At 35.7% G+C, this 20,273-nt stretch carries 18 protein-coding genes; 11 read left to right on the plus strand and 7 right to left on the minus strand.

Annotated features, from left to right (window positions below):
* Positions 1–262: 262 nt before the first annotated feature.
* From gyrA to dnaA, 6 genes are all read right to left on the minus strand, one after another.
* Positions 263–2,734 (minus strand): DNA gyrase subunit A, encoded by a 2,472-nt coding sequence (gene gyrA, locus MKO96_RS27490; protein WP_087983503.1) that lies wholly within the window; start codon positions 2,732–2,734, stop codon positions 263–265.
* Positions 2,735–2,822: 88 nt separating this feature from the next.
* Positions 2,823–4,745 (minus strand): DNA topoisomerase (ATP-hydrolyzing) subunit B, encoded by a 1,923-nt coding sequence (gene gyrB / locus MKO96_RS27495; protein WP_000435974.1) that lies wholly within the window; start codon positions 4,743–4,745, stop codon positions 2,823–2,825.
* A 38-nt stretch (positions 4,746–4,783) separates the two neighbouring features.
* On the minus strand, positions 4,784–5,911 hold the full coding sequence (gene recF / locus MKO96_RS27500) for a DNA replication/repair protein RecF (protein ID WP_000470743.1): 1,128 nt from the start codon (positions 5,909–5,911) through the stop codon (positions 4,784–4,786).
* A gap of 12 nt (positions 5,912–5,923) precedes the next feature.
* On the minus strand, positions 5,924–6,136 hold the full coding sequence (yaaA, locus tag MKO96_RS27505; RefSeq protein WP_000821366.1) for a S4 domain-containing protein YaaA: 213 nt from the start codon (positions 6,134–6,136) through the stop codon (positions 5,924–5,926).
* Between the two features lie 131 nt (positions 6,137–6,267).
* Positions 6,268–7,407: a DNA polymerase III subunit beta gene (dnaN, locus tag MKO96_RS27510; protein WP_087983501.1), complete on the minus strand. Its 1,140-nt coding sequence runs from the start codon at positions 7,405–7,407 to the stop codon at positions 6,268–6,270.
* A 179-nt stretch (positions 7,408–7,586) separates the two neighbouring features.
* Positions 7,587–8,927, minus strand: coding sequence for a chromosomal replication initiator protein DnaA (gene dnaA, locus MKO96_RS27515; RefSeq protein WP_000428027.1), 1,341 nt, complete (start codon positions 8,925–8,927; stop codon positions 7,587–7,589).
* Positions 8,928–9,492: 565 nt separating this feature from the next.
* Here dnaA and rpmH point away from each other — a divergent pair.
* The 10 genes from rpmH to spo0J all read left to right on the plus strand — a co-directional run bounded on the left by rpmH (position 9,493) and on the right by spo0J (position 18,538).
* Positions 9,493–9,627, plus strand: a complete 135-nt coding sequence (gene rpmH / locus MKO96_RS27520; RefSeq protein WP_000831901.1) for a 50S ribosomal protein L34 — start codon at positions 9,493–9,495, stop codon at positions 9,625–9,627.
* Positions 9,628–9,703: 76 nt separating this feature from the next.
* Positions 9,704–10,051: a ribonuclease P protein component gene (gene rnpA / locus MKO96_RS27525; protein ID WP_000731505.1), complete on the plus strand. Its 348-nt coding sequence runs from the start codon at positions 9,704–9,706 to the stop codon at positions 10,049–10,051.
* 52 nt (positions 10,052–10,103) lie between these two features.
* Positions 10,104–10,871, plus strand: a complete 768-nt coding sequence (gene spoIIIJ, locus MKO96_RS27530) for a YidC family membrane integrase SpoIIIJ (protein ID WP_000726758.1) — start codon at positions 10,104–10,106, stop codon at positions 10,869–10,871.
* Positions 10,868–11,485 (plus strand): RNA-binding cell elongation regulator Jag/EloR, encoded by a 618-nt coding sequence (gene jag, locus MKO96_RS27535; protein ID WP_087983498.1) that lies wholly within the window; start codon positions 10,868–10,870, stop codon positions 11,483–11,485. The genes spoIIIJ and jag overlap by 4 nt, the downstream gene beginning before the upstream one ends.
* Positions 11,486–11,711: 226 nt before the next feature.
* Positions 11,712–13,088: a tRNA uridine-5-carboxymethylaminomethyl(34) synthesis GTPase MnmE gene (gene mnmE, locus MKO96_RS27540; RefSeq protein ID WP_240589249.1), complete on the plus strand. Its 1,377-nt coding sequence runs from the start codon at positions 11,712–11,714 to the stop codon at positions 13,086–13,088.
* 46 nt (positions 13,089–13,134) lie between these two features.
* Complete coding sequence (gene mnmG, locus MKO96_RS27545; RefSeq protein WP_087983494.1) at positions 13,135–15,024, plus strand: tRNA uridine-5-carboxymethylaminomethyl(34) synthesis enzyme MnmG; 1,890 nt, start codon at positions 13,135–13,137, stop codon at positions 15,022–15,024.
* Positions 15,025–15,045: 21 nt separating this feature from the next.
* Positions 15,046–15,765: a 16S rRNA (guanine(527)-N(7))-methyltransferase RsmG gene (rsmG, locus tag MKO96_RS27550; protein ID WP_240589250.1), complete on the plus strand. Its 720-nt coding sequence runs from the start codon at positions 15,046–15,048 to the stop codon at positions 15,763–15,765.
* 105 nt (positions 15,766–15,870) lie between these two features.
* Complete coding sequence (gene noc, locus MKO96_RS27555; RefSeq protein ID WP_087983490.1) at positions 15,871–16,743, plus strand: nucleoid occlusion protein; 873 nt, start codon at positions 15,871–15,873, stop codon at positions 16,741–16,743.
* Between the two features lie 189 nt (positions 16,744–16,932).
* Positions 16,933–17,694, plus strand: coding sequence for a sporulation initiation inhibitor protein Soj (gene soj, locus MKO96_RS27560; RefSeq protein WP_000516117.1), 762 nt, complete (start codon positions 16,933–16,935; stop codon positions 17,692–17,694).
* The gene (spo0J, locus tag MKO96_RS27565; protein ID WP_001051814.1) at positions 17,687–18,538 is read left to right on the plus strand and encodes a stage 0 sporulation protein Spo0J; all 852 of its coding nucleotides are present in this window, start codon (positions 17,687–17,689) and stop codon (positions 18,536–18,538) included. Before soj ends, spo0J begins: the two co-directional genes overlap by 8 nt.
* Positions 18,539–18,558: 20 nt before the next feature.
* Here spo0J and yyaC read toward each other — a convergent pair whose 3' ends face one another.
* Positions 18,559–19,155: a spore protease YyaC gene (gene yyaC / locus MKO96_RS27570; RefSeq protein ID WP_240589251.1), complete on the minus strand. Its 597-nt coding sequence runs from the start codon at positions 19,153–19,155 to the stop codon at positions 18,559–18,561.
* A 260-nt stretch (positions 19,156–19,415) separates the two neighbouring features.
* On the opposite strand from yyaC, the gene MKO96_RS27575 reads away from it, so the two are divergent.
* Positions 19,416–20,273 (plus strand): mechanosensitive ion channel family protein, encoded by an 858-nt coding sequence (locus MKO96_RS27575; RefSeq protein ID WP_240589252.1) that lies wholly within the window; start codon positions 19,416–19,418, stop codon positions 20,271–20,273.

Raw genomic sequence — 20,273 nt, forward strand, 5'->3', positions numbered from 1 at the left:
GGATCAAACTCTCCAATAAAGTTAGTTTGTCTAGCATCTAAAAATAAAAATTGACGTTTCACGTTGTTTGTTTCGTTTAGTTTTCAAAGTTCAACATCGCGTTTTAGCGACTTCCATAATATATCATAGTATATTATTTTCGTCAACAAGTTTTTTAAGATAATTTGCATCTCTCATTTGCTGACTCTGCCTATTATATAGAGTTTCCCATTGCTATGCAAGTATTATTATAAAAAAATAAGAGGAGGAAAAATCCCCTCTCTTATTCTTCAGAAGAAACCTCTTCATTAGATTCCTCTTCTTCATCTTTCTGTGCTTTTGCTACCGTCGCTACCTCTTGCTCATCCTCTAATCGAATTAGACGAACACCTTGTGTATTACGTCCCATTTGAGAGATTTGATCAACTGGCATACGAATAATAACACCTGCTGCCGTAATTAACATGATATCTTCTTCACCTGTTACAGATTTAACAGCTACTAATTTACCGTTTTTATCTGTAATATTACAAGTCTTCAGACCTTTACCACCACGGCTTTGTAGACGGTATTCATCAATAGGTGTACGTTTTCCATAACCGTTTTTCGTTACGATTAGAACATTTACATCCTCTTCGACAATTTCCATGCCTACAACTTGATCTTCAACACCTAATGTAATTGCTTTTACACCAGCCGCATTACGTCCCATAGAACGCACATCTTGCTCGTTAAAGCGAATTAACATACCATTGCTTGTTCCTACAATAATATCCTTATCACCAGATGTTAAACGTACAGATATTACTTCATCCTCTTCACGAAGAGAGATGGCGATTAAACCATTCGTACGTATATTTGCAAATGATGAAAGTGGCGTTCTCTTAGAAATACCTTGTTTTGTTGTGAAGAATAAGAATTCATCATCACCAAATTCACGAATTGGAATAATGGCGTTAATCCATTCACCCTTATCTACACCTAATAAGTTAATAATAGGTATACCTTTTGCTGTACGACTATACTCTGGGATTTCATATCCTTTCGTACGGTATACTTTCCCTTTATTAGTAAAGAATAAAATGTGATCATGCGTAGAAGTAGTTAATAAATGCTCTACGAAATCATCATCATTTGTTCCCATTCCTTGCACACCACGTCCACCACGGTTCTGTGTTTTGTACGTAGAAGCCGGTAACCTCTTAATATAACCATTATGAGTTAACGTAATAGCGATGTTTTGCTCTGGAATCAAATCTTCATCTTCAATAAATTCCATGCCACCAATTGTGATTTCCGTTCGTCTCTTATCATTGAAGCGTTCTTTTACTTCCGTTAATTCTTCACGAATAATCTCAAGAACTTTCTCTTCATCTGCTAAGATTGCTTTTAATTCAGCGATTAACTTCATTAAGTCTTGATATTCTTGCTCAATTTTTTCACGTTCTAATCCTGTTAAACGTTGCAGACGCATATCTAAAATCGCTTGTGCTTGTTTCTCACTTAAACCGAAACGTTCCATTAAGCCTTGCTTTGCAATATCTGCTGTTTTCGAACTACGAATTAACGTAATAACTTCATCAAGATGATCTAGAGCAATTCGTAATCCTTCTAAAATATGAGCACGCGCCTCTGCTTTTTCTAATTCATAAGCAGTACGTCGACGAATTACTACCTTCTGATGCTCCAAGTAATGATATAAATTTTGTTTTAAATTTAGTACTTGTGGCTCTCCATTTACAAGAGACAACATATTAATACCGAAACTTGTTTGAAGTGCTGTATGTTTATATAGATTATTTAATAGTACATTGGCATTGGCATCACGGCGTACTTCCATAACAATACGCATACCGTTTCGATCTGACTCATCACGTAAATCCGTAATACCTTCAATTTTCTTATCACGAACTAATTCTGCAATTTTTTCAATTAATCGCGCCTTATTAACTTGATAAGGTAGTTCAGTTACGAGAATAGATTGTTTACCATTTGACTTCTCTTCAATTTCAACTTTAGCTCGAAGCATAATAGAGCCTCTACCTGTTTCATATGCTCTTCGAATCCCACTTCGTCCCAAAATTAAACCTGCTGTTGGAAAATCTGGTCCTGGAATAAACTCCATTAATTCCGCAATCGTAATGTCAGGATTATGGCTTAGTGCCAATACACCATCAATTACTTCACCAAGTTGATGCGGCGGAATGTTTGTTGCCATACCAACTGCAATACCCGTCGTACCATTCACTAATAAATTAGGGAAACGCGCTGGCAATACAATTGGCTCTCTTTCAGAACCATCATAGTTATCTTGATAATCAATCGTATTTTTTGAAATATCACGTATTAATTCCATAGAAATCTTAGACATTCTTGCTTCTGTATAACGCATTGCTGCTGCTGAATCACCATCAACAGAACCAAAGTTACCATGTCCATCAACAAGCATATAACGTTGACTAAAATCTTGCGCCATACGTACCATCGTCTCGTAAACAGCTGAATCACCGTGAGGGTGATACTTACCGATTACTTCACCGACAATACGCGCTGATTTCTTATACGCTTTATCAGCTGTAATTCCTAAATCATTCATCGCATATAGAACCCTACGATGCACAGGTTTTAATCCATCACGAACATCTGGTAATGCACGAGATACGATAACACTCATTGCGTAATCTAAAAACGAGGTACGCATTTCATGACTAATATTAATTTCTCGAATTCGTGCTTGTTGTTGATTGTCTGACATCAACGAGCACCTCCTCTTACATTTCCGTTACACATACATTGATTTATATGTAGAAGACAGGAATACTTAGATTCCTGTCATTACCCATTTAAATATCAAGGTTTTTCACGTATTTTGCATTTTCTTGGATAAAGTTACGACGTGGCTCTACTTTATCTCCCATTAAAATTTCAAATGTTTCATCAGCTTCAATTGCATCTTGAAGTGAAACTTGAAGTAATGAACGTACTTCTGGGTCCATTGTCGTCTCCCATAACTGAGTTGGATTCATTTCCCCTAGACCTTTATAACGCTGAATCCCCGGCTTAGGTTGGGCTGGTAATTCAGCTAAGATTTTTTCAAGTTCCTTATCGTTGTAAGCATATTGAATTTTCTTACCTTGTTGTACTTTAAACAAAGGTGGCTGTGCGATATATATATAACCGCACTCAATTATTTGACGCATATAGCGATAGAAGAACGTTAATAATAGGGTACGAATATGCGCACCATCAACATCGGCATCCGTCATAATAATAACTTTATGATAGCGTGCTTTTTCAATAGCGAAGTCTCCGCCGATATTTGTACCAATCGCCGTAATAATTGTACGAACTTCATCATTTGATAAAATCTTATCTAAGCGTGCCTTTTCAACATTAATAATTTTACCCTTCAGCGGTAAAATTGCTTGGAAATGACGATCGCGCCCTTGTTTTGCAGACCCACCCGCAGAGTCACCCTCTACGATATAAATTTCACTAATTGCTGGATCTTTAGAAGAACAGTCTGCCAATTTCCCTGGTAAACTTGAAACTTCTAAAGCACTCTTTCGGCGAGTTAACTCACGAGCCTTTTTAGCTGCTACACGCGCACGCGCTGCCATCGTCCCTTTATCTATAATTTTACGTGCAACATTCGGATTTTCCAGTAAGAACTTTTCAAATGCCTCTGAGAATACTGACTCTGTAATTGTTCTTGCTTCACTATTTCCAAGTTTTGTCTTCGTTTGTCCCTCGAATTGTGGATTTGGATGTTTAATTGACACAATCGCTGTTAAACCTTCACGAACATCTTCACCAGTTAAATTACTATCCGCATCTTTTAAAATATTATTTTTACGACCATAATCGTTGATCACACGAGTTAAGGCTGTTTTAAATCCTACCTCATGTGTACCACCTTCATACGTATGAATATTATTTGTAAATGAGTAAATATGATTTGTGTATCCTTCGTTATATTGAAGCGCAACTTCAACCTGAATACCATCTTTTGAACCTTCTACATATACAGGTTCTTCATGAATTGGCTGTTTTGAACGATTTAAATGTTCAACATATGATTTAATTCCACCTTCATAATGGAATTCTTTCTTCTGTTTATGTTCACGTTTATCTTCAATTGTTAATTTAATATTACGATTTAAAAATGCTAATTCGCGCATACGAGTTGCTAACGTATCAAATTCGTATACTATTGTTTCCTGAAAAATTTCTGGATCTGGTTTAAATCGAGTTATCGTTCCTGTTTGATCTGTGTCACCAATGACTTTTAAATCCGCAACCGGAATACCTCTTTCGTATTTTTGATAATGGATTTTGCCTTCACGATGTACAAATACCTCTAGTTCTGTTGATAGAGCATTTACTACAGATGCCCCAACACCATGCAAACCACCAGAAACTTTATAACCGCCACCGCCAAACTTACCACCAGCATGAAGAACGGTCATTATAACTTCTACAGCAGGACGTCCCATTTTTTCTTGTATACCAACTGGAATACCACGTCCATTATCCGTTACAAGAATACTATTATCTTCTTCGATACTAACGTTAATTTCATCACAATACCCTGCAAGTGCTTCATCAATACTATTATCGACGATTTCCCACACAAGATGGTGAAGTCCTTTTCCACTTGTAGATCCAATATACATCCCAGGACGTTTTCGAACCGCTTCTAATCCTTCAAGTACCTGTATCTGACTTTCATCATATGAGTTTTCTTCCATTTGCTTTTGTTCCATTGACACAAAGATCACCTACTTTTCCATTTAAATAGGGATTACGCCCTATCTATTTCACAATCTACCGTGCCGTTCGTTACATGAATTGTTTTCGCTTCTTTTAATGTTTCATGTTCAATTCCGTCGACACTCGTCGTTGTCACAAATGTTTGCACTTTTCCTTGAATTGTATTTAACAGATGCGATTGACGATAATCATCTAATTCTGATAATACATCATCCAATAAAAGAATCGGATATTCCTTAACTTCTGAGTAAATCAATTCAATTTCAGCTAATTTTAGGGACAGTGCGGTCGTTCGTTGTTGTCCTTGCGAACCAAAGACTTGAACATTTTTACTATTAACGAAGAATTGTAAATCATCACGATGAGGACCAATTAAAGTCGTACCACGGAAAATCTCACGTTGTTTCACAGATTGAAAATTTTCATAGTATACTTCTTTTATTTTCGACAAATCCATTGATTCTGATACATCTACACTTGGTTTATAGACAATTTCCAATTCTTCTAATCCACGGCTTATACCGCGATGAATTGGAGCTGCCCATTCTTGTAGTAAATGCAAAAACTCAAACCGTTTTTGCAATATTTTTGCACCATGCTCAATAAGTTGAAGTGTAAATACATCCAACATCGTTTCCTCATTCTTACTATTCCCTTGCATCTTTTTCAGCAAGTGATTTCGTTGCGTGAGCACCTTTTGATATTGACTCAATTCATACAAATAGACTGGAGCTATTTGGCCTAATTCCATATCTAAAAAGCGTCTTCTTACTTGAGGGCTTCCTTTTACAAGATTTAAATCTTCTGGGGCAAACATGACAACATTCATCATGCCAATATACTGACTCAATTTTTGTTGTTCAAGTTGATTTAATTTTGCCTTTTTACCTTTTTTCGAAATATTTAATTCCAAAGACAAAGAACTATTTCTCTTTTGTAATTTCCCTTTAATTTGACCGAAGTCTTCATCCCAACGGATAAGTTCGCGATCATTAGAGGTTCTATGAGATTTCGCCATCGCTAAAACATAAATAGCTTCCATCAAATTCGTTTTCCCTTGTGCGTTTTCACCGATAATCACATTCACTTTATCTTCAAAGGAAAGCTCTAACTTTTCATAATTGCGATAGTTTTTTAATTGTATTTCTGAAATAAACAAAGGGCTCCCCCTTTATGCCTGAACTTGGAAACTTCCGCTTCCTGGAATTTCAATTATATCGTTCGCATATAATTTGCGACCTCTTCTATTTTCAAGTTCTTGATTCACGTACACTTCATATTCTTGTAAAAACCATTTTACAGCGCCACCTGTATCAATTACATCGGCTAACTTCAAAAATTGTCCTAGTGTAATATACTCTGTTGAAATTTTAATACGTTTCATAAAATCGCTCACTTTCTGAAAGTGTTCATTCTTTCATTGTACTAAATAAACTAACATTAGGAAAGTAATACCCAAAAATCAAATAAGGGCTACTAGTATCTGAAAACTAGCAACCCTCACTCACTTCTTACTTAGTAAGTACGAACCGGTAAAATTAATTGAATAATGGACTCATCATTTACTGTACGAATTAAGAATGGTCTCATCGCACCAGTAAAACTAATTTTAATTTCAGTACTATCTAAAGCTTTTAGTGCATCCATCATATATTTTGCACTAAAAGATATTTTTAACTCTTCCCCATCTACTTTTTCACATTGAACTTCTTCTACCACTTTCCCAATTTCTGGTGAATTCGAAGAAATTTCTAGCATTTCCTGTTCTAAAGTTGATAATTTCACAACATTATTACGACCATCCCTTGCTAATAGAGATGCACGATCAATTGCTTGTAAAAATTCTTTTGTATTTACAAAAATATCTGTTTTACTTTCGGCTGGAATTAAACGAGTTGTATCCGGATAATTCCCTTCTAACAATCTTGAGAAGAATAATAAATGCTTTGTACGGAATAATACTTGATACTCCGTAATAACGATATCTACCATTTCTTCAGACTCATCTAGAATTTTGCTTAATTCATTTAAGCTTTTACCTGGAATAACAACATTCGCTTGAAATTCATCTGCGATTCCTTCGATTTTTGCTTTTCGAAGAGCCAACCTGTGACTATCTGTAGCAATGCAAGTTAATTCGCTGTTATATACTTTCCAGTTTACACCTGTCAAGATCGGTCTTGTTTCAGAAGTGGAAACTGCAAATACAGTTTGTCTGATCATATGTTTCAGTAAATCTGTTGGAATCTTAAAAACATGATGTTCTTCAATTTGTGGTAACAATGGATATTCAGCAGAATCTAAACCATTTAAATTAAACTCTGATTTTCCAGAAATTATTTTTGTCATAAAATGATTTTCCACAGAAATTTCGACAGTCTCTTTAGGTAATTTTTTTACAATCTCACTAAAATATTTTGCTTGTAAAATAATACTTCCTGATTGTGCTACTTCTACGATTTCTTTTCCAGCATCTTCAACTGGGATAAAAGATTCAATAGAAATATCAGCATCGCTTCCTGTTAACGTAACTCCTTCTTCCGTAGCAACAACTTTAATTCCTGTAAGGATTGGAATTGTTGTACGAGAAGAAACAGCCTTCATTACATCTTGTACACTTCTTACAAGATAGTCTTTTTGTATTGTAAAACGCATAAAGAAAAACCTCCGGTAAGTATAATATTTTATTTAATTAATAAAGATAAAAAAATAGTAGTAATAGTAATAGGGCCTGTGGATATGTGGATAACCCCGTTGAAGGATGTAAAAACAGTCTATCTACATGTGGATAGACTGTGCGTAAAACAAGGTAAGTTATTCACACTATTCAGCTACTACTTTAAAATATCGTTAATCTCTTCAACTTGCTTTTGTAATTGCGTATCCGTTTTAAGCAGCTTAGAAATTTTTTCATGAGCATGGATAACTGTTGTGTGATCACGTCCACCAAATTCTTCACCGATTTTAGGTAAGGAGTAATCTGTAAGTTCCCGTGATAAATACATTGCAATTTGGCGAGGGAAGGCAACTGATTTTGTTCGCTTTTTCGCCTTGAAATCTTCCAGTTTTATTTGATAAACATCCCCGACAGCCTTTTGAATATCATAAATGGAGATAATTTTTGGTTTAGAATTTGGAATAATATTTTTAAGTGCTTCAGCTGCTAAATCAGCATTAATATCTTTGTTAATTAAAGATGAATAAGCTACAACTCGGATAAGTGCACCTTCTAGTTCACGAATGTTTGAATCAATTTGATTTGCAATATAAAGCATAACCTCATTTGGTATATCGAGTCCTTCAGCCTTTGCTTTTTTACGTAAAATTGCAATTCGTGTTTCTAAATCTGGTGGCGTAATATCTGTAATGAGTCCCCATTCAAAGCGAGAACGAAGACGATCTTCTAAAGTTGGAATTTCTTTTGGTGGCCGATCACTTGAAATTACAATTTGTTTACTTTCTTCGTGTAGTGCATTGAATGTATGGAAAAACTCTTCTTGAGTTTGTTCTTTTCCTGCTAGAAATTGAATATCATCTATCAATAAGACATCTACATTACGGTATTTATTACGAAAATCGACCGCTTTGTTATCACGAATAGAATTAATGAATTCATTTGTAAATTTTTCTGATGATAAATATACAACCTTTGCGTTTGGGTTATGTTCAATTACATAATGACCAATTGCATGCATTAAATGGGTCTTTCCAAGTCCAACTCCCCCGTAAATAAAGAGTGGATTATATGCTTTAGCTGGCGCTTCGGCTACGGCCAATGAAGCAGCGTGGGCAAAACGGTTACCAGAGCCAATAACAAATGTATCAAACGTATATTTTGGATTTAGCATACTCTGTGGTAAATGATTAGAATCATCTTGTGCTGAATTTGGTTTAGAAGGAGGAAGATCAATCTCCTCTTCAGCTTGACTTTGGGGAATAATAAAGCGAATAGCTAATTTTGCCCCCGTTAAATCATAAAGTGTTTCCGAAATTAGCTCTGAATAATGAGATTCTAACCAATCACGAGCGAATTCATTTGGAGCCGTAATTGTTAATACGTCTTTTTTTAAATTATGTGCGGTTGTTGATTTTAACCAAGTTTCATAACTAGGTTTACTGACCTTTTTTTCTAGTTCTTTTAAGGCGCTGTTCCATAAATCAGAGATGTTTTCCAAAGGTGTCCCTCCTTTACTAAGATGGTAAAAGAATAAGGTTGCGCAACAAATGTACAACCTAAATAAATATAAAATGTATATTTATACGAAACGTTTTTTAAAACCTAAAAACGTCGTTTGTATATGAGATAGGGTTTTCGACAAAAAAAGCAAATGTGGATAATCATTTACCCACATGTGATTAAAACTGTCCACATGTTATACACAAATTGTGGATAAGATAAAGATGTGGAAAACTTATTCAAAGTGAAAACACAACTATAATATCAAAAAAAAGTAGCTATAGCAATGAATTTAAGAAAGTTATCCACAAAATCAATACCTTGTGGAATAAACTTGTCCACAACACGATATACTGTGTAAAAGTACGAAAAGGGTTTGTGGATATAAAAAACCGAAAAAAACATTTATCCACAAGGAAATATAGGGTCTGTGAAAAAGTATGTGAATAGGTTCAAAATGAATATTTGATGAAAATTTCGAGAACCATTGACATTTTCCTAGTTGATTAACTATAATTTATAGGACTGTCTTTAACAGATATTCCTCAGGGAGGTGTCATATAATGAAAAGAACTTACCAACCAAATAAACGTAAGCGCAGCAAAGTACATGGTTTCCGCAGCCGTATGAGCACAGCGAACGGACGTAAAGTGCTAGCAGCTCGTCGTCGTAAAGGAAGAAAAGTATTATCTGCGTAGACCACTGATCGTTCAGTGGTCTTTTTTTCTAATAATAGTGAATTTCCACTGATGAACTACAGGAGTGTCAATTGATATGAAGAAAAAATATCGTATAAAAAAGAATGATGAATTCCAGACGGTTTTTCAAAAAGGAAAATCGAATGCCAACCGTCAGCTTGTTGTCTATCAACTAGATAAGGGAGAGCAGCCAAACTTTCGTATTGGCCTTTCTGTCAGCAAGAAAATAGGAAATGCAGTAGTGCGTAACCGAATTAAACGTATGATTCGCCAGTCGATCACAGAATTAAAAGATGAGATAGATTCTGGAAAAGATTTTGTTATAATAGCAAGGAAGCCTTGTGCAGAGATGACATATGAAGAATTAAAGAAAAGCTTAATTCATGTCTTTAAACGCTCTGGTATGAAAAGAATAAAAAAGTAGCGTAAGGAAATGAATTACACTATATACATACCGAAACAAGGAGGAGCAGGCTTTGAAAAAGAAAATAGGTTTACTAGCCATGGTTATTGCATTAATGGCAATTGCTACTGGCTGTAGTGAAGTGAATCAGCCGATTACACCGAAAAGTACTGGAATTTGGAATGAATATTTCGTATATCCGCTTTCTCAGTTAATTACGTATTTTGCCAACTTATTTGGTAGTAATTACGGTTTAGCAATCGTTGTTACAACTCTTATCATTCGTTTTGCATTATTACCATTAATGATTAAACAAACGAAGAGTACGAAAGCAATGCAGGCGTTACAACCAGAAATGGTGAAGTTAAAAGAGAAATATAGTTCTAAAGATCAAGCAACACAGCAAAAACTACAACAAGAAATGATGCAGTTATATCAAAAAAATGGTGTAAACCCATTAGCAGGATGTTTACCGATATTTATTCAGATGCCTATTTTATTCGCGTTTTACCATGCGATCATGAGAACAGCAGAAATTAGTAAGCATACATTTTTATGGTTCGATTTAGGGCAGGCAGATCCGTACTATATCTTGCCGGTTGTCGCGGCAATTACGACATTTATTCAGCAAAAGCTTGCAATGGCAGGAACAGCTGGTCAAAATCCGCAAATGGCAATGATGATTTGGCTTATGCCAATTATGATTTTAGTCTTTGCAATTAACTTCCCAGCTGCATTATCACTTTACTGGGTTGTTGGTAATATCTTTGGTATCGCTCAAATGTACTTGATCAAGGGGCCAGAAATTAAGGCTAGTAAGGCAGAAGGATCAAGCAAGTGAGTGTAATTACTGCTAAAGGACAAACAGTCGAGCTGGCAGTACAAGATGCTTTAAGACAACTAAATGTTCCAAAAGACCGAGTAGATATAAATATTATTGATGAGGGTAAAAGAGGGTTCCTAGGTTTATTTGGGAATCGACCTGCAGTAGTAGAAGTTGTATTGAAGAAAGATCCAATTCAAGAATGTGAAGAATATTTAAAAAATGTTATTCACAATATGGGTGTGGAAGCTGAGATTAGTAAAATTGTAAAAGGACGCGAAGTTGAATTTACAATTTCTGGCGAAAATATAGGTGTTTTGATTGGGAAAAGAGGAAACACCTTGAATTCTTTACAGTATTTAACAAAACTTGTGGCGAATCGTAGTACGAAGCAGTATATTGGTATCACACTAGATGCTGAAAATTATCGTAGTAAAAGAAAAGGTACATTAGAAGCACTTTCTTATCGATTAGCAAAACAAGTAGTAAGTACAAAAAAAAGAGTTGTGTTGGAGCCTATGCCATCTTTTGAACGAAAGATTATCCACCAAGCATTATCTAATCATCAAAATATCATTACAACTTCTGAAGGAAAAGAACCACATCGACATGTTGTAATATCTTCCAAGTGACCGGTTACTCAATTGAGTGCCGGTTTTTTTGAGCGGAAAATAGGTGTGGATAACTAAAAAACACTAAACTTATCCACTGTGAATAAGTTTAGTGTTTTTTACATGAGGACATAATAAAATGAGTTATTATTCTTTTGTAGATAGGTTCGTTATGGTATTCTAATAATTTAGTGAAGAAAATAATCATGTTGAAATAGAGATAAATAAGCAAGTGAGGTGAAAGGACATGGAATTTGATACAATTGCCGCGATTTCCACAGCGCTTGGAGAGGGTGCAATTGCCATTGTTCGAGTAAGTGGAGATGATGCGGTTGAAAAAGTTAATCGTATTTTTAAAGGGAAGGATTTAACAGAAGTTCCTTCTCACACAATTCATTATGGTCATATTGTCGATTTAGATACAAATCAGGTTATTGAAGAAGTGATGGTATCTATTCTGCGTGCACCAAGGACTTTTACACGTGAAAATATAGTGGAAATTAACTGTCACGGCGGACTTGTTTCGGTAAATAAAGTATTGCAGCTTATTTTAGCACAAGGAGTACGATTAGCGGAGCCTGGTGAATTTACAAAACGTGCTTTTTTAAATGGCCGTATTGATTTATCACAAGCAGAAGCTGTTATGGACTTAATCCGTGCAAAAACAGATCGTGCAATGAACGTAGCGATTAATCAAATGGAAGGACGATTATCTAAATTAATCGGCCGTCTGCGTCAGGACATATTAGAAACGTTGGCTCATGTTGAGGTAAACATAGATTACCCGGAATATGATGATGTGGAAGAAATGACACATAATATTTTAATTGAGAAAGCTACACATGTTCGTACAGAAATTGCAAAAATATTAGAAACATCGAAGCAAGGAAAGATTTTACGTGAAGGTATTGCTACTGCAATCATCGGTAGACCTAACGTTGGGAAGTCATCATTATTAAATAGTCTTGTTCAGGAGAAAAAGGCAATTGTAACTGATATTGCAGGAACAACTCGTGATGTTATTGAAGAGTACGTTAATGTGCGTGGTGTACCACTTAAACTTATAGATACAGCCGGGATTCGTGAAACAGAAGATGTTGTTGAACGAATTGGTGTAGAGCGTTCAAAAGAAATGATGAGCCAAGCTGATTTAGTGTTAGTTGTCGTTAATTATAGCGAGGCTTTAACGCATGAGGATGAAGATCTATTCCGTGCCGTACAAGGAAAAGATTTCATTGTTATTGTAAATAAGACAGATTTATCGCAAGTAATCGATATGGAACGTGTTGCAGAATTGGCAGCGGGAAATCGTATTATTACAACATCGTTAATTGAGGAACAAGGAATAGATGAGCTTGAAAAGGCAATAGCTGATTTATTCTTTGAAGGAACAATTGATTCTGCAGATGTGACATATGTTTCTAACGCGAGACATATTGGATTATTAACACAAGCAGGAAAAACAATTGGAGATGCAATTGAGGCGATAGAAAATGGTGTTCCAATTGATATGGTGCAAATTGATTTAACAAGAACGTGGGAAATACTTGGTGAAATTACTGGTGATACCGTTCATGAAAGCCTAATTGACCAGTTGTTCTCTCAATTTTGTTTAGGAAAATAATATAGCGATGTTTTAGAAGGATAGAGATTATTAGGAGGAATAAACAATGGGATACAATGCCGGTTCATACGATGTCATAGTAATCGGTGCAGGTCATGCAGGATGTGAAGCTGGTCTTGCGGCAGCACGAATGGGCTCCAAAACATTAATGTTAACAATTAATTTAGATATGGTAGCGTTTATGCCATGTAACCCTTCTGTTGGTGGACCAGCAAAAGGGATTGTTGTTCGGGAAATTGATGCATTAGGCGGAGAAATGGGACGCAACATTGATAAAACGTATATTCAAATGCGTATGTTAAATACAGGTAAAGGACCAGCTGTACGCGCGCTTCGCGCACAAGCAGATAAGTTCTCTTACCAGCATGAATTAAAGAAAACAATTGAAGAAACACCAAATTTAACGTTGTTCCAAGGAATGGTTGAGCGTTTAATCGTCGAAGATGGCGAATGTAAAGGGGTAGTTACGCAAGCTGGTGCTGAATATACAGCCAAAACAGTTGTAATTACGACTGGAACATTTTTACGCGGTGAGATTATTATGGGAGGTTTAAAATATTCGAGCGGTCCGAATAATCAACAACCATCTATAACTTTATCCGAACATTTAGAGGAGCTTGGATTTGATCTTGTTAGATTTAAAACAGGTACGCCTCCGCGTGTAAATAGTAATACGATTGATTACAGTAAAACAGAAATTCAGCCAGGTGATGATAAACCACGAGCTTTCTCTTTTGAAACGACAAAATTTATTATGGATCAAATTCCATGTTGGTTGACGTATACAAGTACGGAAACACATCGTTTAATAGATGAAAACCTACATCGCTCAGCTATGTATTCTGGTATGATTAAGGGAACAGGACCTAGATATTGTCCTTCAATTGAAGACAAAGTAGTAAGATTTAATGATAAACCACGTCATCAAATTTTCTTAGAGCCAGAAGGACGTAATACACAAGAAGTGTATGTACAAGGTTTATCCACAAGCTTACCAGAAGATGTGCAACGTGATATGCTTAGAACAATACCTGGCCTAGAAAACGTTGAAATGATGCGTACAGGTTATGCAATTGAATATGATGCAATTGTGCCAACACAACTATGGCCAACACTTGAAACGAAAAAAATTAAAAATTTATATACAGCAGGACAAATTAACGGAACTTCTGGTTACGAAGAGGCGGCAGGACAAGGGCTTATGGCTGGGATTAATGCAGCATGTCGTTCTTTAGGTAAAAAAGAAGTTATTTTAGGTCGCGCGGATGCTTATATTGGTGTCTTAATTGATGATCTTGTAACGAAAGGTACAAATGAACCATATCGCTTATTAACGTCTCGTGCAGAATATCGCCTATTATTACGCCACGATAATGCTGATCTTCGTTTAACTGAAGTTGGTCGTGAAATTGGATTAATTAAAGAAGAGCGCTATGAGCGATTTACAAATAAAAAATTAAAAATTGAACAGGAAAAGGAACGTTTAAGTAGCATTATTATTAAACCACGTCCTGAAGTTCAAGAATTAATTCGTAGTATTGGTGGAAGTGAATTGAAAGATGGAATACGTGCAAGTGACTTATTACGTCGTCCAGAGATGACATATGAGCATATTCATCTTTTAGTACCAAGTGAAATAGAATTAAGTGATGAAATTACAGAACAAGTTGAAATTCAGATTAAGTACGAAGGATATATCGAAAAATCTTTACAGCAAGTAGAGCGTATGAAGAAAATGGAAAACAAAAAAATCCCTGTGGATATTGATTATGATGCGATTTCTAGTCTTGCCTCAGAAGCGAGACAGAAATTGAAAGATGTTCGTCCACTTTCAATGGGGCAGGCTTCACGTATTTCTGGCGTGAATCCAGCGGATGTTTCTATTTTACTTGTGTATATTGAACAAGGAAAAATTGCGCGAGTATCGAACCAATAAATAGTAAGGAGATATTGTTAGATGAACATAGAACAATTTCAATCTATGCTAGAAGAGAAGGGTATCACCCTCTCTTCTAGACAGTTAGAGCAGTTCGAAATCTACTTCGAAACATTAGTAGAGTGGAATGAAAAAATGAATTTAACGGCTATTACGGAGAAAGAAGAAGTATATTTAAAACACTTTTTTGATTCCATTACAGCTGCTTTTTATTATGATTTTTCAAAACCATTCTCAATTTGTGATGTTGGTGCAGGAGCTGGATTCCCAAGTATTCCTTTAAAAATCTGTTTCCCGCACTTAAAAATAACAATTGTAGACTCATTGCAAAAACGCATTAATTTCTTAAATCATTTAGCACAAAAGTTGGAATTAAGTGACGTTGCATTTTGTCACGATCGTGCTGAAACATTTGGGAAAAAAGAAGATGTACGTGAATCGTACGATATTGTAATGGCACGTGCAGTTGCGCGTCTTTCGGTATTGAGTGAGCTATGTTTACCACTTGTAAAAGTTGGGGGAACGTTCATTGCAATGAAAGGTGCCGCAGCAAACGAAGAAATTGAAAATGGCAAGTATGCTTTAGAGGTGCTAGGCGGGAATTTAAAAGAAATGTCTACGTTCCAATTACCGTTTGAAGAAAGCGAACGTAATATTTTATTAATCGAGAAAAAGCGCAAGACACCAAAGAAATATCCACGCAAACCGGGAACACCCAATAAATTACCTATTGAAAAATAAATCTTATTAGACGTAAGATTAAATTATATAAATGAAAACGTAAATGTTTCATAGGAAACATTTTATGGAGAATAGTCAATAGGCCTAAAAGGTGGTGGAATATGTATGAAAAATACGTTTTCTCGTTTATTTGGCTTTGGAGATAAAGAGAGCGAATTCGAATTACAAGACGAAAGCCATGAAGAAACAGATAAAAAGGTATATGAAGAAATACAAGAAATTCCGATAGTAAATATTACCCCTAACCGTTATCAACCACGAACAGTTTTTGATGATGCGCGAATTGAAGAGCTAGCACTAACGATTCGTACACACGGACTGATTCAGCCGATTGTTGTGAGGCAATATGAAGATGACAAGTACGAGATTATCGCTGGAGAAAGGCGTTTCCGTGCGGCAACAAAGTTAGGATGGGAAAAAGTTCCTGCAATTATAAAGAACTTAAATGATACAGAGACAGCTTCTGTAGCTTTAATTGAAAACTTGCAACGTGAGGAACTAACAGCAATCGAGGAAGCTGTGGCATATCAAAAGCTAATTGAGTTACATAATTTAACACAAGAAGCATTGGCACAACGACTTGGAAAAGGACAATCCACAATCGCAAATAAGTTGCGATTGTTAAAGTTGCCTGAAGAAATAAAACGTGCGTTATTAGAAAAAAGTATTACAGAACGTCATGCCCGCGCGCTCATTCCTTTAAAGAATGAGGAATTACAACTGAAGGTTTTACAGGAAATTGTGGAGAAACAACTGAATGTAAAGCAAACAGAGGAACGAATTGCGAAATTACTAGAGGAAGCCAAACCGAAGCGTAAGGCAAAGCAAAAAGCAGTAAGTCGAGATACGAGAATTGCCATGAATACAATTAGGCAGTCATTACAAATGGTTGCTGACAGTGGTTTAAATGTTAATTCTGCGGAAGAAGAATTTGATGAGTACTATCAAATTACAATTAAAATTCCGAAGAAAAAATAATAATGGCGTGTTAGAGACCTTATCCTATTGGATAGGTCTCTTTTACTATATTTTCTTGTTAGATGAAGAAGGAGTTTAGAAATAAATTTTGAAGTTTAATAAGGACGTAAAAGAAAAACTTTTATTTCATGTTACAATAAACGTAATTGTTACTAGAATAAGATAGAAAGGTTGAAAGTAGGTGACATCATGGGAAAAATCATTGCTATTGCCAATCAAAAAGGTGGCGTTGGAAAAACAACAACATCTGTTAATTTAGGGGCTGGATTGGCACAAGTAGGTAAAAAAGTCCTTCTTGTAGATATTGACGCTCAAGGAAATGCAACGACTGGTGTGGGAATTGAAAAATCCGAATTAGATCAATGTATTTACAATGTTCTTGTGGAAGATGCAGATGTTCAAGGGGTTATACGTAAAACCGCAACTGAAAACTTAGATGTTCTACCCGCTACAATTCAATTGGCAGGTGCTGAAATTGAATTGGTACCGACTATTTCCCGGGAAGTACGTTTACAAAGGGCATTACAGCCAGTTCGTGATGAATATGACTATATTATTATCGACTGTCCCCCGTCCTTAGGGTTATTAACGATTAATGCATTAACCGCAGCAGATTCTGTTATTATTCCTGTTCAATGCGAATATTACGCACTAGAAGGATTAAGTCAGCTATTAAATACAGTTCGACTTGTGCAAAAGCACTTAAATAAAAATCTAGCAATTCAAGGTGTATTGCTAACGATGTTGGATGCCCGTACGAATTTAGGGATTCAGGTTATAGATGAAGTGAAAAAATACTTTAGGGATAAAGTATACCGTTCGATTATTCCTCGTAATGTTCGTTTAAGTGAAGCACCAAGTCATGGGAAACCAATTATGCAGTATGACGCTAAATCAAGAGGGGCAGAAGTATATATAGATTTAGCAGAGGAAGTGATTGCAGGTGGCTAAAGGATTAGGAAGAGGAATTAATGTGTTTTTTCCTGATTTAGATGTGAAAGAAGAAGAGGCAATTCAGGAGATTGTGATAACTGAATTAAGACCGAATCCATATCAACCACGTAAACACTTTAATAAAGAGGCAATTCAAGAATTATCGGCCTCTATTAAAGAACACGGCATATTGCAACCGTTAATTGCTAGGAAGAGTATTAAAGGATATGAAATTGTTGCAGGTGAAAGAAGGTATCGTGCTGCCAAAGAGGCAGGGCTCGAAAAGGTACCTGCTGTTGTAAGACAATTAAATGAGCAGCAAATGATGGAGTTTGCATTGCTTGAAAACTTACAACGAGAAGATTTAAACCCGATGGAAGAAGCAATGGCATATCAAATGTTAATGAATGAGCTAAATGTAACGCAAGAACAATTAGCAAAACGTCTTGGTAAGAGTAGACCTTACATTGCAAATTATACGCGGTTATTAAGCCTCCCTTCTTTTGTGCAAGATATGATTGCAAATGGTCAACTTTCAATGGCCCATGGGAGAACTTTGCTTACGATAAAAGATGAAGAACAATTGAAATCTTTATTAAAACGAATCGAAAAAGAAGGGTTAAACGTTCGTCAATTAGAGAAAATTGTTCAGGAGATTAATCAACGCGTTTCACGTGAAACAAAACAAGTGAAAAAAGAGAGAAACATATTTTTCGTAGAACGCGAAACGTTCTTAAGAGAAAAGTTCGGCACAGATGTGAAAATTAAAGAAACGAAAAAAGAAAAAGGTAAAATCGAAATTGAATTTTTTAATAAAGAAGATTTAAATCGTATTTTAGAATTATTAGCGCAGAAAAACTAAAAAGCAAACCATCTTATTATTTATAGATGGTTTGCTTTTTTTAATACAGATAATTTTTGGTCTGTTTCTTTTATGCTTTGTGCAATTACATCAGCCATTTTCATGACTAAACTTAATCTTGTATTTTGCAGGACGAAAAACTCCATAAAACCATTTAGATTTACGATGCCATGAATATGTAAATCACCAACTGCAGGTAATTTTTTGTTCATCGCAGCTCCAGGTTTACTAGGCCCCATTCCGGTAGTGATGGAACCGATGCTTTGAGACTTTCCTAAACAGGCATCAACCGCAATTATAAATGAAGTAGGATTATCTTTCTGTATATTTTGAATTCTTTCTTCTAAATTTAGCGCATGCACTGGCTCATCTAGTGTGCCGAACACTTGGAGGTTTTTAATTCCTACTTGTTCTAGTTTCGTACCGACTAACGGACCGAGTGCATCGCCTGTAGAACGATCTGTTCCGATACAAACGAGAATAATCGGTATATTTGTTTTAATAGGGATATGAGAAAGTAAGAAGTTACTAATTGTCTCGGAGGCTTCTACGTCTTGGTGCATAACATTTTGAGTTTCTTTTTCGAAAAAGGGTAAGCGAAAACTTCCAATATTCATGAAGCATCCATCCTTTTAATAAATTTTCAAAGTTTGTTATATGGTGAGTAAAATGGAAAACTATAAGTGCGTATTTCCTGTAAAACTTGAGTGAAAACGGAAATAATAGTACTAGTATATATATATTCGTTCCATTTTATACCTGCACGGAAGTTAACAAATGCAATTAAAGTCATAAAAATTTTGCGGAAATCAGGGTGACTTCTGATACAATGAGAAGGATAATTAAAAAGGAATTTTAGCTGGAGAGGTAGAGGTACATGGATTTAGCGTTGAAATGGTTTGAGTCCATTGATTGGACGAATATAGGTGTGAAATCACTAAAAATAGTCGTTATTTTAATACTTGGTGCAATTATTGTGCGAGTTGCGCGTGCAATTGTACGAAATGCGTTTCGTATGGGAAGCCGTTCGCCAATTCAAATTTCAGAACGTCGTACAGTTACAGTAGCGAAGTTACTTGAAAATATTGTGGCATACGTTGTTATGTTCATTATGTTAATTGCGATTTTGGGTGTGTTTAATATTAATGCATCTGGTTTATTAGCGGGTGCCGGGGTAATTGGTTTAGCAGTCGGATTTGGTGCTCAAAGTTTAGTGAAAGATGTTATTACGGGATTATTTATTTTGCTAGAAGATCAATTTTCAGTAGGTGACTATGTAAAAATCGGTCAGTTTGAAGGTGTCGTTCTAGAAATTGGACTTCGTACAACAAAAGTAAAGAGTTGGACAGGTGAAATTCATACTTTACCAAACGGAAGTATCATTCAAGTTACGAACTATTCAGTTAGTAATAGCGTAGCATTTGTTGATGTATCCATTTCGTATGAGGCTGACATAGCGAAAGCGGAGCAAGTCATTGAAGAGTTATTAGAAGAATTACCTGCACAGTATGCGCAAATGGTAACAAAGCCTCAGTTATTAGGTGTGCAAACATTGGCTGCATCAGAAGTTATATTACGTGTTATTGCGGAAGTAGAGCCGATGCAACATGCGGTTGTTGCAAGAGCCCTTCGTAAAGAAATTAAAAACCGTCTAGATTTACATGGAATTGAAATTCCATATCCACGTATGGTTTTATATAATCGTGAAGAATTGGTGAGTGGAAAAGCACTTTAG

Origin of the sequence: Bacillus sp. ES1-5 (assembly GCF_022487605.1) — a bacterium.
Lineage (GTDB): Bacteria > Bacillota > Bacilli > Bacillales > Bacillaceae_G > Bacillus_A > Bacillus_A wiedmannii.

Coding starts and splice junctions, on each gene's coding strand:
- rsmG (WP_240589250.1), top strand. CDS start 15,046: ATGAACATAGAACAATTTCAATCTATGCTAGAAGAGAAGGGTATCACC.
- gyrA (WP_087983503.1), bottom strand. CDS start 2,734: ATGTCAGACAATCAACAACAAGCACGAATTCGAGAAATTAATATTAGT.
- mnmE (WP_240589249.1), top strand. CDS start 11,712: ATGGAATTTGATACAATTGCCGCGATTTCCACAGCGCTTGGAGAGGGT.
- mnmG (WP_087983494.1), top strand. CDS start 13,135: ATGGGATACAATGCCGGTTCATACGATGTCATAGTAATCGGTGCAGGT.
- soj (WP_000516117.1), top strand. CDS start 16,933: ATGGGAAAAATCATTGCTATTGCCAATCAAAAAGGTGGCGTTGGAAAA.
- dnaN (WP_087983501.1), bottom strand. CDS start 7,407: ATGCGTTTTACAATACAAAAAGACTATCTTGTAAGAAGTGTACAAGAT.
- MKO96_RS27575 (WP_240589252.1), top strand. CDS start 19,416: ATGGATTTAGCGTTGAAATGGTTTGAGTCCATTGATTGGACGAATATA.
- yaaA (WP_000821366.1), bottom strand. CDS start 6,136: ATGAAACGTATTAAAATTTCAACAGAGTATATTACACTAGGACAATTT.
- yyaC (WP_240589251.1), bottom strand. CDS start 19,155: ATGAATATTGGAAGTTTTCGCTTACCCTTTTTCGAAAAAGAAACTCAA.
- noc (WP_087983490.1), top strand. CDS start 15,871: ATGAAAAATACGTTTTCTCGTTTATTTGGCTTTGGAGATAAAGAGAGC.
- gyrB (WP_000435974.1), bottom strand. CDS start 4,745: ATGGAACAAAAGCAAATGGAAGAAAACTCATATGATGAAAGTCAGATA.
- rpmH (WP_000831901.1), top strand. CDS start 9,493: ATGAAAAGAACTTACCAACCAAATAAACGTAAGCGCAGCAAAGTACAT.
- rnpA (WP_000731505.1), top strand. CDS start 9,704: ATGAAGAAAAAATATCGTATAAAAAAGAATGATGAATTCCAGACGGTT.